The following is a 12,157-nucleotide window of genomic DNA, read 5'->3' as shown; positions in this document are numbered from 1 at the left end:
CACTCTAGTCCCGGCAGGGTCAGCTGAGCAGTTCGTAGATCGTCAAACCGGCCAGCAGCAGGCAGACCGTGCCGCCGAGCAGGTGCAGCGCCTTGAGCGAGATGTACTTCATCAGCACCCGGCCGAGGATCACGGCGAGTCCGCTGACCGCGAGCAACGCACCCCAGGCGCCGACGAAGACGCTCACCGGGTCGTCGTACTTCGCGACCAGCGAGAGGGTCAGCAGCTGCGACAGGTCGCCCCACTCGGCGGCGAAGAGCACCAGGAAGCTGGCCCCGACGGCGGCCAGGCCCTGCTTGGGGGCGGTGCCCGCCTTCTCGGCGAACTCCTGCTCGGTCTCGGCCTCCTCGGCGTCGGCCTTCGCGGCCTCGCGGTAGAGCAGGGCGGCCCCGATCAGGAACATCACCGTCGCGCCGATGTGCACGGCGTCGGCCGGCAGCAGACCGGCTGCTTTGCCGAGGAGCACGGCGATCAGGGTCTGCACGAAGAACGCCAGGCCGACACCGATCCACACCAGCAGGGGCCGGAACTTGGTGCTCAGCACCAGGGTGGCGATGAACGTCTTGTCGGGCAGTTCGACGACGAAGATGGCGCCGAAGGCGAGTGCGGCCACGACCAGATCCATGCGGTGAACCTATCCTGTGGCCATGCCCGGAGTTCCCCCAGCCCGCTACGCCTACCTCGGCCCCGAGGGGACCTTCACCGAGCAGGCGGCGCGCTCGTTGCCGGCCGCCGATCGCGCCGAGCTGATCCCGTGCACGACGGTCACGGTGGCGCTCGACGCCGTACGGGACGGCGAGGCGGCGGGTGCCGTCGTACCCATCGAGAACTCCGTCGAGGGCTCGGTGCCGGTCACCCTCGACGAGCTGGCCACCGGTGAGCCGCTGATGATCACCCGCGAGATCACGGTGCCGATCGAGTTCTCGTTGCTGGCCCGGCGGGGCACCTCGGCAGAGGCCATCCGTCGCGTCGCCACGCATCCGCACGCTGCGGCGCAGACCCGGCGCTGGGTGGCAACCCACCTGCCACACGCAGAGGTGGTGCACACGTCGTCGACCGCCGCGGCCGCTGCCGGGCTGGTCGGGGGCGGAGTCGAGTGGGACGCGGCGATCACCGCGCCACTGGCGGCGAGCCACTACCCGTTGGCGGTGCTGGCCAACCGGATCGGCGACACCGCCGACGCCGAGACCCGTTTCGTGCTGGTCACCAGGCCCGGGGCTCCGGCGCCGCCGACCGGTGCGGACAAGTCGTCGCTGGTCGCCTTCATCCGCGACGACCACCCCGGCGTGCTGCTGGAGATGCTCGAGGAGTTCTCACTGCGCGGGGTCAACCTGTCGCGGATCGAGTCCCGACCGACCGGCCAGGGCCTGGGCCGCTACTGCTTCTCGATCGACTGTGAGGGACACATCGGTGAGGCCCGGGTCGGTGAGGCGCTGATGGGCCTGCACCGCATGTGCGACGACGTGCGCTTCCTCGGGTCCTACGCCCGCGTGGACGGCGTACGACCGGAGATCGCAGCGGGCACCGGCGACGCGGACTTCCGGGAAGCCGAGCGCTGGCTCGCGCGCCTGCGCGATGGTCACTGACTCTCCTCACTAGGCTGCGAGGCATGCAGATTGTCCTTGCCTGTCTTGCGATTGCTCTTGCCGCAGTCGCCCTCGCCGTGTCCCTGACGACCCGCCGCCGCGTGATCGGCAACGGGGAAGGTGAGGCCGCCCTGCCGGAGGACGTGCACGGTCTGCGTCGGGAGGTCGCGGCGCTTCGTCGGGAGGCTACCGACGCGCTCAAGCACCTCGCCGTCGTGCGCTACGACGCGTTCGGCGACATGGGCGGTCACCTCAGCTGGTCGATGGCGCTGCTCGACGACGGCGGTCACGGGGTGGTGGTCACCTCGATCCACGGGCGCAGTGAGGCCCGCACCTACGCGAAGAGCATCGCGTCGTGGAAGTGCGAGCAGCAGCTCTCCCCGGAGGAAGAGGAAGCGATCGGGCACGCCCGCCCGTAGCCCGAAACCCGCCGCCGCCGCCGTCCCCCCGCCCCCCGGAGTAACGCGGGGTTACGGACGCTCCACACGCGTTCTGACGCGGGCAAACCGTCTACGACACCGCACAAGTGCCGTCGTGCGGCGTGAGAGGTGAGCGGGATCAGCCGACCGGGCGCAGGTGGAAGACCCGGATCGTGCGATCGGTGCGCTGCTCGTACTTCGCATAGTTGGGCCAGGTGCGGTTCATCACTGCCCACAGCTCCTCACGCTCGGCGCCGACGGCCTCGTGGGGCACCACGGCGTACGACCGGCCCTCGAAGTTGACCGACGCGTCGGAGGCGGCAGCGACGTTGCCCACCCAGGCCGGCGGCCTCGGTGCGCCCCAGTTGGACCCGGCGATCAGCCAGCCCCCGTCGTGGGGCACGCACAGCAACGGCGTACGACGCGGCACGCCGCTCCTGGCGCCCGCCACCGTCAGCATCAGTCCGGTGAGACCACCCAGCTTGACCAGTCCGATCCGACCCCGGGTGACTCGCTGGAGGAACCGGTCGACCGCGACGATCTGCTTGTTGATGCGGGGCAGCCACGGCTGGCTGCCCAGGAGGATCGTGAGTGGCCGGACCAGCCGCGCGTAGACGTCGTACATGGCGGGCAGCCTAGTGCCGCGGCACTTGTGCGGTGGTGTTGACGGTTCGCCCGCGTCAGAACGCGTGTGGAGCGACCGTAACCCCGCGTTACACCGGGGGGGAGGGGTCGGGGAGCGGAGGCGGAGTCAGCGGGGGACGCGGACCAGCAGGCGGCCGTGGATGCACTCCATGACCAGCTCGCGGCCGGACCCGATCGAGTCGCCGTCGAGCTGGCGCGGGGTGTCGGCAGCGGCGCGGACCACGACCTTGCGGCCGGTGAAGCGCTCGATCGTCTCGTCGGTCTTCGACCGCTTGGTCAGAACCCGGATCGCCAGCGGGATCCACGACAGGAACTTCTTGGGGTGCAGCAGCACCACGTCGAGCACACCGTCGTCGATCAAGGCGTCGGGCAGCAGCGGCATGCCGGCCTGCAGGAAGCCGACGTTGCCGACCAGCACGGTGCGGGCCCGGTGCACGGTGGCCGGCCCGTCGTCGACCGACACCTCCACCTTCACCGCGGGGAACATCAGCGACTTCAACGCCGACAGCACGTAGGCCAGCCAGCCGACCCGCTTCTTGATGTCCTCGTTGACGCCCTCCATGATCGCGGCGTCGAAGCCCATGCCGGCCATCACCATGAAGTGCGAGTCCTCGATGCCGTCGCCGGAGACCTCGACCATGTCGATCGCGCGGTCCTGCCCGTTGAGGGCGACGTCGATCGCGGAGCGGATGTAGAGCGGGATGTCGAGGTTGCGGGCCAGCAGGTTGCCGGTGCCGGCCGGGATGATGCCGACCGGGATGCCGGTGCCGGCCAGCTCGGCGCACACCTCGCGCACCGTGCCGTCGCCGCCGCACACGATCACCAGGTCGGCGCCGGAGACGGAGGCCGCGTGGGCCATGCCGGTGCCCGGGTCCTCGACGGTCGTGTAGTGCCACGAGGGCTCGGACCAGCCGGCCTCGCGTGCCATGGACGACACGATCGCGCGGAACTGCCCGACGTCCTCGACCTTGATCGGGTTCAGGACGACGTGCAGGTCACGGCTCGATGCGGGCACCGAGGCGACCAGGGGCGCCGTGGTCAGTGCCGTGCTCTTCGGGAGCGGGGAGTAGAAGGCCAGCCCGAGCAGCACGAAGCCGGCACCCAGCAGCAGTCCGGCGGCCAGGTCGCTCGGGAAGTGGCGTCCGAGCAGCAGCCGGTCGGCGCAGATCAGCAGGAAGGCCAGCACCAGGGCCCACACGGTCAGGTGCCGCAGTCCGCGCCGGCGTACGAGCATCACCGAGATGACGATCAGCGCCCCACCGATCGCCGCGGCGTACGACGCGTGCCCGGACGGGAACGAGCCGTTGGTCAGCTGCTCCTCAGGGACCCACCACTTCGGCCGGTCGCGGTCGACGACCCACTTGAGCGTGTGCACCGAGGCCATCGTCAACGCGACCACCCCCACGACGTACAGCCCGGCCCGGTGGTGGCCCTTCACCCACAGGAGCACGCCGACCAGCAGCGTGGCGACGGCGCTGGCGATGGTGCCGGTGGCCAGCTCCAGGACGTGCAGTACGTCGGGCAGGGCGCCGCGGTCACGGGTCCACTCGGCGGCCGAGCGGGTGACGTCGTGGTCGAGCTCGTGCAGGGGCCCCCAGGCGTTGGTGACCAGCACCGTGATGAGCACGAACAAGCCGAAGCAGAGCGCGGACCAACTCAGGATGATGGCGCGTGGGCGGTCGATCACAGGCAGGCCGTTTCGTGGGGTTACTGGGCGGTCAGCCCCAAAGTATGCCGTCACCCCGGGGCCAACCGGGTATTCGGCGCGACCGGCGGACCACCCTCCCGATAGCCTTGCCCGCATGATCGATCCCCGCATCCTCCGAGACGAACCCGACCGCGTGCGTGCTGCCCAGGCCAAGCGCGGACTCTCTGACGACGTCGTGGATCGTGCGCTCTCCGCCGACGAGGCCCGACGCAGCTCGATCGCCGCGTTCGAGGCCAAGCGCGCAGAGCAGAAGCAGCTGGGCAAGCTCATCCCGAAGGCGCAGGGTGACGAGAAGGCCGAGCTGCTGGCGAAGACCAAGATCCTGGCTGCTGACGTCAAGGCGGCCGAGGCGGCGCAGACCGTGGCCGAGGCCGAGTGGCAGGAGGCGTTGCTCAGCATCCCGAACCTGGCCGCCGACGAGGCGCCGGCCGGTGGCGAGGACGACTTCGTCGTGCTCGAGACCGTCGGCACCCCGCGTGACTTCGCCGCCGAGGGCTTCGAGCCCCGCGACCACGTCGAGCTCGGCAAGCTGCTCGGCGCGATCGACCTCGAGCGCGGCGCCAAGGTCTCGGGGAGCCGGTTCTACTTCCTCACCGGCATCGGCGCCGAGCTGGAGTTCGCGCTGATCAACCTGGCCATGGAGCAGGCCCGCGAGATGGGCTTCACCCAGGTGATCGCACCGGCGCTGGTCAAGCCGCGGGCCATGGAGGGCACCGGCTTCCTGGGCCAGGCCGCCGATGACGTCTACCGCATCGAGGGCGAGGACATGTACCTCGTCGGCACCTCGGAGGTCGCCATGGCGGCGTACCACTCCGACGAGATTCTCGACGGCGAGACTTTGCCGCGTCGCTATGCCGCGTTCAGCCCCTGCTTCCGCAAGGAGGCAGGCTCGCATGGCAAGGACACGAAGGGCATCATCCGGGTGCACTGGTTCGACAAGGTGGAGATGTTCGTCTACACAACGCCCGAGGAGGCCGAGGCCGAGCACCTGCGCCTGCTCGATTGGGAGAAGCAGTTCCTCGACAAGCTCGAGCTCGCCTACCAGGTGATCGACACCGCCGCCGGTGACCTCGGCCTCAGCGCGAAGCGCAAGTTCGACTGCGAGGCGTGGATCCCCACCCAGGGCAAGTACCGCGAGCTCACCTCGACCTCCAACTGCACCGAGTTCCAGGCCCGCCGCCTCAACATCCGCGGCCGCTTCGACGACGGGACCGGGCCGGTGGCGACGCTCAACGGCACGCTCACCGCGATCCCACGGGCGATCGTGGCGATCCTCGAGACGCACCAGCAGGCCGACGGCTCGGTGCGGGTGCCCAAGGCGCTGCAGCCGTTCCTGCAGGGGCGCGAAGTGCTGGAGCCGGTGGTCTAGTGCCCAGCCCCGACCGCGGCTGGGCGCCGAAGCTGATCGCCCTCGACATCGACGGCACGCTGCTGCGCTGGGTCGAGGGTTCCGGCACCGTGCACGGTGAGGTGACCCCCACCGTGGTGGAGGCCGTACGACGGGCAGCCGCAGCGGGTGCGCACATCGTGCTCGCCAGCGGCCGCTCGCTCCACGGCATGACACCGATCGCCGACCAGCTCGGGCTGCCCCTCGACGGCGGCGACCGCACCTGGATCGTGGCCTCCAACGGTGCGGTCGTGCTGCGCTACCCGCCCGTCGAGGTCGTGCACGAGGAGACCTTCGACGCCTCGGGCGCCGTGGCCGCCGTGCTCGAGCACCACCCGACCGCCCTGGTCGGCGTCGAGGAGCGCGGCAGGGGCTACCGGGTCAACCGACTGTTCCCCGACGGGGAGCTCTCGGGCGAGATGACGATCACCGACGTGGCCGACCTCGTCGGTGAGCCGGTCAGCCGCGTGATCATCCGCGACCCCGATGCCACGGTCGACGACTTCCAGGAGCTCGCCAAGAAGCTCGGCCTGCACGGCACCGACTACGTGATCGGCTGGACCGCCTGGATGGACCTCGCCCCCCAGGGCATCTCCAAGGCGTCCGGCCTGGCCCACGTGGCCGCCGAGCTGGGCATCGACGCCGGCGACACCCTCGCCATCGGTGACGGCCGCAACGATCTCGAGATGTTCGCCTGGGCGGGGCGCTCCGTCGCCATGGGCCAGGCCGTGCCCGAGGTGCAGGCCGCAGCCGACCACGTGACGCTGCCGGTCGACCGGGACGGCGCCGCGGCCGAGCTCGACCTCTACTTCGGATGACGCCGCGACTGGTCGCCACTGATCTCGACGGAACGCTGCTCGACCCTGACGGCAAGGTCAGCGACCGCACCCGTGAGGTGTTGCTGGCCGTCGAGGCCCTCGGGGTGCCGGTCGTCTTCGTCACCGGCCGCCCGATCCGCTGGATGGACGAGCTCTGGACCGACGTCGGCGGCCACGGACTGGCGATCTGCTCCAACGGCGGCATCGTCTACGACGTCGCGACACACACGGTGCGCAACGCGTTGACCGTGCCGCGCGACACCGCGCTGGCCGTGGCGAACACCCTGCGCAAGGCGGTGCCGGGCACGTTCTTCGCGCTCGAGAAGACCGGCGGCTTCGCCCGCGAGGAGGGCTTCATGGGTCGGCACCGGGAGCCGCTCGGCATCCCGACCGGCCCGCTCGAGTCGATCTTCGACGACACCGTGGTCAAGCTGCTGGCGATCCACCACGAGATCGGCCCCGAGACCTACTGGCGCCGGGCCGAGGAGCTGGTCGGCACCCAGCTCGAGGTGACCTGGTCGTCGTCGTTCTCCTTGCTGGAGATGTCGGCGCGCGGCGTCACCAAGGCGACCACGCTGGCCCGCCTGTGCGACGAGCTCTCCATCGACGCCGCCGACGTCGTGGCGTTCGGCGACATGCCCAACGACGTACCCATGCTCGAGTGGGCCGGCACGTCGTACGCGATGGAGAACGCACACCCCGCCGTACGCCGGGTGGCCGACCACGTCGCGCCCGGCAACGCCGACGACGGTGTCGCCACGACACTCGCCCGCCTCTTCGCGCTGTGAGGAACCCCTTCGTGTTGCCCGCCCGTCTAACCTGAGACGCTGAGACCTGACAACGATCCTGGAGGTGGCCATGCGGCGCTTGATGGTGCTCGTGCTGCTCGCACTCGGCTGGGTGGCGCTCAGCCCGGCGACGGCGTACGCCTGCGACACGCCCGCGCCCCAGCGACCGCAGCAGCTCAAGCAGGCCACCGCGGTCTTCACCGGCACGGTCTCGCAGGTCACCGCGAGCCCGGCCGACGCCGGCGTGACCACGCTGTACGTCGTCAAGGTCGACCGGGTCTACAAGGGTGCCCGGGTGACCAGTGAGGTGACGGTCAGCTCGCCGACCAAGCGCGACAAGTGCGGGCTCGTCGGCATCAGGAAGGGCAGCCGCTACCTCTTCGTCGCCAGGTCCGTGACCGGTGCCGACTTCCAGGCCCGCAGCTGGCAGGGCACGCAGGCCATCTCGCCCGAGGTGCGCGCCGACGTCGAGGGCGTGCTCGGCAAGGGCACGCTCCCGGCCGACCAGCAGACCACCCCGGAGGAGACCGAGGTGACGACCCAGCGTGTCGACGACTCCGCGCCCCCCGGCGCCACCAAGGCGGTAGCTCCCGGGCTGCTGCTCGCCCTGATCGGCGGGGTGGTCCTCGTGCTGGCCCGCTTCCTCGGTCGCTCCCGACGCGCGTGACCATGCCTGGGCGGGTGTCCCGACTCCCTGGGCTGCACGGCGCCCTGCTCGGCCGGCTCCTGGCCGTGCTGGCGCTGGCGGCCGCCTCGCTCGTGTTCCTCGGCGGGCCCGCGCAGGCCTGTTCGTGCGCGATGGTCCCGACGTCCCGGCTCGTGGAAGGAGCCGACCAGGTCTTCACTGGCTCGGTCACCTCGGTCGACGCCCCGGCCGGCACCCAGCACCGCGTGTTCACGGTCGCGGTCGACCGGGCCTACAAGGGTGAGGTCTCGCCGGTGATGCGCGTGGCCACGAACGCGCAGCCCTCCGCGTGCGGGCTCGACGTGCCCGAGGGCACTCCCTACCTGTTCCTGACCACGTCGCAGGGCGTGTACGCCGGCCGCGGCGACGACGCCTCCGGCGACGACGTCGTCTTCACCGGATCGTGCAGCGGCTCCGAGCCCGCCGCCAAGCCCACCCTGGCGCGGATCGAGAAGGCGATCGGTCCGGGACAGGTGGCGGCGTCACCGTCTCCCGATCACGCCGTGCGTGCCGACTCCGACGATCCGGACGAGGGCCTGCCGGCCTGGCCGTTCATCGGCGGGGTCGTGCTGATCGCTCTGGTCGCCGGCACGATCACTGCCCGGCGTACGACCTAGAGGTACATGCCGGACGCCGGGCCCTCGCCCTGCTGCTCCGGCGCGCCCTCACCGGGCGCGCCCTGCTCCTGGCCGGCGGCGGCCTGGTTGAGCATGCCGGGCGGGAGCGCGCGGCGCATCTGCTCCAGCTGGGCGCGCGAGGCGACCTGCTGGGCGTAGATCGCGGTCTGGATGCCGTGGAAGAGACCTTCGAGCCACCCGACCAGCTGGGCCTGCGCGATGCGCAGCTCGCTCTCACTGGGCGTGCCCTCGGCGAACGGCAGTGAGAGCCGCTCCAGCTCATCGATCAGCTCGGGTGCCAGACCGGCCTCGAGCTCCTTGATCGACGACTGGTGGATCTCCTTGAGGCGGTTGCGGCTGGCCTCGTCGAGGGGCGCCGACTTCACCTCCTCGAGGAGCTGGCGGATCATGCTGCCGATGCGCATCACCTTGGCCGGCTGCTCCACCAGCTCGGTGATGTGCTTCTCGTCGTCCTCGCCACCCTCGCCGTCCTCACGCTGCGCGGCGTTCACCGCGGACGGAGTCAGCGCGTCTGCGGGGATCGAGCCGATCGGCTGGCCGTCCGGGCCGATGACGACGACGTGGTCCTCGGGCTGGTTCTCGCTCATGGGCTCACCCTATCCGGCACCCAATGCGTCACGGAGTGACTCCACCCGCCGTCACGGAGTGACCAGGATCTTCCCGACGTGGCCGCTGTCCTCCATGAGCTGGTGCGCCTCGGCGATGCGGTCGAGGGGCAGGGTGGTGTGTACGACGGGCCGCACCTGGCCGTCCTCGATCAACGGCCAGATGTGCTCGACCACCGATCCGCAGATGGCGGACTTCTCCTCGGTCGGCCGGGCGCGCAACGACGTGGCGATCACGGCGCCCCGCTTGCTGAGCAGGCGGGCGATGTCGAGCTCGCCCTTCGCGCCGCCCTGCATGCCGATGATCACCAGGCGTCCCTCGGTGGCCAGTGCCTTGACGTTGTCGGTGAGGTACTTCGCACCCATGTTGTCGAGGATGACGTCGGCGCCGCCGGCCTCCTTCATCACGTCGAGGAAGCTCTCCTCGCGGTAGTTGATGGTGACGTCGGCGCCCAGCTCGGCGCAGATCGCCAGCTTCTCCGCCGACCCGGCCGTGGTGAACACCTTCGACGACATCGCCGAGGCCAGCTGGATCGCGAACGTGCCGATGCCACCGGCACCGCCGTGCACCAGGAACTTCTCGCCCGGCTGCAGGCCGGCCACCATGAACACGTTGGACCACACCGTGCAGGCGACCTCGGGAATGGCCGCGGCCTCCACGAGCGTGACGCCCTCGGGCACCGGCATGACCTGGCCGGCCGGCACCGCGACCAGCTCGGCGTACCCGCCGCCGGCCAGCAGGGCGCACACCTTGTCGCCGACCTGCCACTCGGTGACGGCCTCACCGACAGCAGCGATCGTGCCGCTGCACTCGAGGCCCAGCACGTCGGAGGCGCCGGGCGGCGGAGGGTAGAAACCCTGTCGCTGCAGGGTGTCCGCACGGTTGACGGCGGTCGCGACCACCCGTACGACGACTTCCCCGGGAGCCGGCTCGGGGTCGGGCAGGTCGACGACGGTCAGGGCTTCGGGGCCACCGGGCTCGGTGACGATCACGGCACGCATGTGTCCCAGCGTAGGACCCCGACCCAGTCGGTGAGCCGGTCAGTCCTCGAGCTCCTCCTCGTCGGCGGGCGTGCCGTCGTCCTCGAACTCCGCGATGCTGTCGCCGCTGTGGTCGACCGAGCTGTCGTCGGGGATCGGGTCGTTGATGTCCACGGGGTCGGGGGCATCCGCCGGACGCTCCCACGTGTCGGCCAGCCCGCTGGCCAGGCCGGCCAGCTCCTCCACGCGCGCCGGGTCGGCCGCATGCGTGGCTGCGGCGTACCCGAGCAGGTACGTCGTGATGGGTGCTGCCGGTCGCTGCACGTTGTGCGCCGCCACCCGAGCGAGGTCGAGCACCAGGGCTTCGTCGATCTCGTGCTCGACATCGAGCACGTCGCACAGCTCATCGATCCAGTCGTGCAGGTTCACCCCTCCAGATTCGTGCCCCGAGCGGTTCATGGCAAGACCCCGAACGGTTCAATCCGGACCGGCAAGGTCGCGCAGGTCCGCCCAGCTGTCGATGTCGCGGGCCTCGGCGCCGAGGGCCGGTACGTCGACGAGGTCGAGGCCGTCGAGCAGTCGGTGCAGCGGCATGCCGTGTTCCTCGCCGTACGCCGGACGCACGGCTCGGAGTCGATCGGCCCGCAGCACCATCGCCAGCTGTCGTCGACCACTGAGATCGCAGAGCACGGCGCCGTCGCGTTCGGCCACCGCCGCGCGCAGCCGGGCCAGGCTCGCCATCGACACGTTCGGCATGTCGACGGCGAGCACGACCACCAGGCGCGGCGACCGGGCGAAGGCGTCGAGTCCGGTCAGCAGCCCGGCCACCGGCCCGCCGTGGTGCGGGTCCTCACGGGTGAACGTCACCGGACGGTCGGTGGCCACCCAGTCACCCAGTACGACGACCTCGCCCGCGTCGATCACGGCGTCGAGCGTGTGGGTGAGCAGCGTGCGGCCGTGCAGTTCGATCGACGCCTTGTCGACGCCGCCCATCCGGGCCGCGGTTCCGCCGGCCAGGATGATCGCGCCGAGGTCGAGGGGAGGCAGTGGCATGGGCCCATCCTTCCAGTCGGCCCGGTCGGCCGTGTCGGCGTCTGGCACGCTGGACGGCATGGACGCTCTCACCGTGGCCCTGGTGCAACAGGCCTCCTCCCTCGACCCCGCGGAGAACCGCGCGTTCGTGGCGGCGTTGGACGTCGACGCCGCGGTCGTCGTACTGCCCGAGGCCTTCGCCCGCGACTTCGGCAAGCCCGGCGAGGACATCTCGGCGTACGCCGAACCCGTCGACGGCCCGTTCGGCACGGCGGTCGAGCAGGCGGCCTCGCAGGAGCGCACGCTCGTGGCCGGCATGTTCGAGACCGCGCCCGACCCGGCCCGTCCCTTCAACACGTTGCTGGTGCGGGGTGCCGCGACCGCCTCCTACCGCAAGGTGCACCTCTACGACTCGTTCGGCTACAAGGAGTCCGACCGGCTCACGGCGGGGGAGTGGACGCCGACCGTGGTCGACGTGCAGGGCTTCCGGATCGGCCTGATGACCTGTTACGACCTGCGCTTCCCCGAGCTGGCCCGGGCCCTGGTCGACGAGGGCGCCGACGTGCTGGTCGTGCCGGCCGCGTGGGTACCCGGTCGCACGGAGCCCGAGCACGCCCGCAAGGTCGACCACTGGCGCACGCTGGCCCGGGCCCGGGCGATCGAGAACACCACCTACGTGCTGGCCGCCGGTCAGGCCGCGCCGCGCTACACGGGCCACTCCATGGTGGTCGACCCGTACGGCGAGGTGCTGGCCGAGGCCGGGGGCGAACCGACCGTGCTCACCGCGCGTCTCGAGCGGCGGGTCATCGACGAGGCGCGGGCCACCAACCCCTCGCTGGCGAACCGTCGGCACCCACCGGGATAA

Annotated in this window: 15 protein-coding genes; 8 read left to right on the top strand and 7 right to left on the bottom strand. The window is 70.9% G+C overall.

Features of this window, described 5'->3' with window-relative positions:
• Positions 1–19: 19 nt before the first annotated feature.
• Positions 20–625 carry a TMEM165/GDT1 family protein gene (locus ASD66_RS07455; RefSeq protein ID WP_056684505.1) on the bottom strand — a complete coding sequence of 202 codons (606 nt, stop codon included), beginning with the start codon at positions 623–625 and terminating at the stop codon, positions 20–22.
• Between the two features lie 22 nt (positions 626–647).
• On the opposite strand from ASD66_RS07455, the gene pheA reads away from it, so the two are divergent.
• Together pheA and ASD66_RS07445 are read left to right on the top strand one after the other, a co-directional pair.
• A complete protein-coding gene (gene pheA / locus ASD66_RS07450) occupies positions 648–1,586 on the top strand; it encodes a prephenate dehydratase (protein WP_056890451.1) in 939 nt (312 codons plus the stop codon).
• Between the two features lie 23 nt (positions 1,587–1,609).
• Positions 1,610–2,005 carry a DUF4446 family protein gene (locus ASD66_RS07445; protein ID WP_056890450.1) on the top strand — a complete coding sequence of 132 codons (396 nt, stop codon included), beginning with the start codon at positions 1,610–1,612 and terminating at the stop codon, positions 2,003–2,005.
• A gap of 139 nt (positions 2,006–2,144) precedes the next feature.
• On the opposite strand, the gene ASD66_RS07440 is transcribed toward ASD66_RS07445, so the two are convergent.
• Positions 2,145–2,630 (bottom strand): nitroreductase family deazaflavin-dependent oxidoreductase, encoded by a 486-nt coding sequence (locus tag ASD66_RS07440; protein ID WP_056890449.1) that lies wholly within the window; start codon positions 2,628–2,630, stop codon positions 2,145–2,147.
• Between the two features lie 126 nt (positions 2,631–2,756).
• The gene (locus ASD66_RS07435; RefSeq protein WP_056890448.1) at positions 2,757–4,337 is read right to left on the bottom strand and encodes a diacylglycerol kinase family protein; all 1,581 of its coding nucleotides are present in this window, start codon (positions 4,335–4,337) and stop codon (positions 2,757–2,759) included.
• Positions 4,338–4,452: 115 nt separating this feature from the next.
• Between ASD66_RS07435 and serS the strand changes: the two genes are divergently transcribed.
• From serS to ASD66_RS07410, 5 genes are all read left to right on the top strand, one after another.
• Positions 4,453–5,727: a serine--tRNA ligase gene (gene serS / locus ASD66_RS07430; RefSeq protein WP_056890447.1), complete on the top strand. Its 1,275-nt coding sequence runs from the start codon at positions 4,453–4,455 to the stop codon at positions 5,725–5,727.
• Positions 5,727–6,563 (top strand): HAD family hydrolase, encoded by an 837-nt coding sequence (locus tag ASD66_RS07425; RefSeq protein WP_056890446.1) that lies wholly within the window; start codon positions 5,727–5,729, stop codon positions 6,561–6,563. The genes serS and ASD66_RS07425 overlap by 1 nt, the downstream gene beginning before the upstream one ends.
• Positions 6,560–7,351 carry a Cof-type HAD-IIB family hydrolase gene (locus ASD66_RS07420; RefSeq protein ID WP_056890445.1) on the top strand — a complete coding sequence of 264 codons (792 nt, stop codon included), beginning with the start codon at positions 6,560–6,562 and terminating at the stop codon, positions 7,349–7,351. Before ASD66_RS07425 ends, ASD66_RS07420 begins: the two co-directional genes overlap by 4 nt.
• 70 nt (positions 7,352–7,421) lie before the next feature.
• The gene (locus tag ASD66_RS07415; RefSeq protein WP_056890444.1) at positions 7,422–8,018 is read left to right on the top strand and encodes a hypothetical protein; all 597 of its coding nucleotides are present in this window, start codon (positions 7,422–7,424) and stop codon (positions 8,016–8,018) included.
• A gap of 14 nt (positions 8,019–8,032) precedes the next feature.
• Positions 8,033–8,653 (top strand): hypothetical protein, encoded by a 621-nt coding sequence (locus ASD66_RS07410; protein ID WP_156388562.1) that lies wholly within the window; start codon positions 8,033–8,035, stop codon positions 8,651–8,653.
• On the opposite strand, the gene ASD66_RS07405 is transcribed toward ASD66_RS07410, so the two are convergent.
• From ASD66_RS07405 to ASD66_RS07390, 4 genes are read right to left on the bottom strand one after another with little or no spacing between them, the layout of a single operon-like run.
• Complete coding sequence (locus tag ASD66_RS07405; RefSeq protein ID WP_056684536.1) at positions 8,650–9,261, bottom strand: bacterial proteasome activator family protein; 612 nt, start codon at positions 9,259–9,261, stop codon at positions 8,650–8,652. The two genes, ASD66_RS07410 and ASD66_RS07405, sit on opposite strands and share 4 nt — an antisense overlap.
• 51 nt (positions 9,262–9,312) lie before the next feature.
• The gene (locus ASD66_RS07400) at positions 9,313–10,281 is read right to left on the bottom strand and encodes an NAD(P)H-quinone oxidoreductase (RefSeq protein ID WP_056890442.1); all 969 of its coding nucleotides are present in this window, start codon (positions 10,279–10,281) and stop codon (positions 9,313–9,315) included.
• Positions 10,282–10,320: 39 nt separating this feature from the next.
• Positions 10,321–10,689 (bottom strand): DUF6457 domain-containing protein, encoded by a 369-nt coding sequence (locus ASD66_RS07395; protein WP_156388561.1) that lies wholly within the window; start codon positions 10,687–10,689, stop codon positions 10,321–10,323.
• Positions 10,690–10,737: 48 nt separating this feature from the next.
• Positions 10,738–11,313, bottom strand: coding sequence for a molybdenum cofactor guanylyltransferase (locus ASD66_RS07390; RefSeq protein ID WP_056890600.1), 576 nt, complete (start codon positions 11,311–11,313; stop codon positions 10,738–10,740).
• Between the two features lie 58 nt (positions 11,314–11,371).
• Here ASD66_RS07390 and ASD66_RS07385 point away from each other — a divergent pair, with 58 nt between their 5' ends.
• Positions 11,372–12,157 (top strand): carbon-nitrogen hydrolase family protein, encoded by a 786-nt coding sequence (locus tag ASD66_RS07385; protein WP_056890441.1) that lies wholly within the window; start codon positions 11,372–11,374, stop codon positions 12,155–12,157.

Origin of the sequence: Nocardioides sp. Root151 (genome assembly GCF_001427925.1) — a bacterium.
Lineage (GTDB): Bacteria > Actinomycetota > Actinomycetes > Propionibacteriales > Nocardioidaceae > Nocardioides.
The sequence above is the reverse complement of the archived record's forward strand: the minus strand, read 5'-3'. Positions and strand labels throughout refer to the sequence as shown.

Coding starts and splice junctions, on each gene's coding strand:
- ASD66_RS07385 (WP_056890441.1), top strand. CDS start 11,372: ATGGACGCTCTCACCGTGGCCCTGGTGCAACAGGCCTCCTCCCTCGAC.
- serS (WP_056890447.1), top strand. CDS start 4,453: ATGATCGATCCCCGCATCCTCCGAGACGAACCCGACCGCGTGCGTGCT.
- ASD66_RS07405 (WP_056684536.1), bottom strand. CDS start 9,261: ATGAGCGAGAACCAGCCCGAGGACCACGTCGTCGTCATCGGCCCGGAC.
- ASD66_RS07455 (WP_056684505.1), bottom strand. CDS start 625: ATGGATCTGGTCGTGGCCGCACTCGCCTTCGGCGCCATCTTCGTCGTC.
- ASD66_RS07390 (WP_056890600.1), bottom strand. CDS start 11,313: ATGCCACTGCCTCCCCTCGACCTCGGCGCGATCATCCTGGCCGGCGGA.
- ASD66_RS07440 (WP_056890449.1), bottom strand. CDS start 2,630: ATGTACGACGTCTACGCGCGGCTGGTCCGGCCACTCACGATCCTCCTG.
- ASD66_RS07445 (WP_056890450.1), top strand. CDS start 1,610: ATGCAGATTGTCCTTGCCTGTCTTGCGATTGCTCTTGCCGCAGTCGCC.
- ASD66_RS07415 (WP_056890444.1), top strand. CDS start 7,422: ATGCGGCGCTTGATGGTGCTCGTGCTGCTCGCACTCGGCTGGGTGGCG.
- pheA (WP_056890451.1), top strand. CDS start 648: ATGCCCGGAGTTCCCCCAGCCCGCTACGCCTACCTCGGCCCCGAGGGG.
- ASD66_RS07400 (WP_056890442.1), bottom strand. CDS start 10,281: ATGCGTGCCGTGATCGTCACCGAGCCCGGTGGCCCCGAAGCCCTGACC.
- ASD66_RS07420 (WP_056890445.1), top strand. CDS start 6,560: ATGACGCCGCGACTGGTCGCCACTGATCTCGACGGAACGCTGCTCGAC.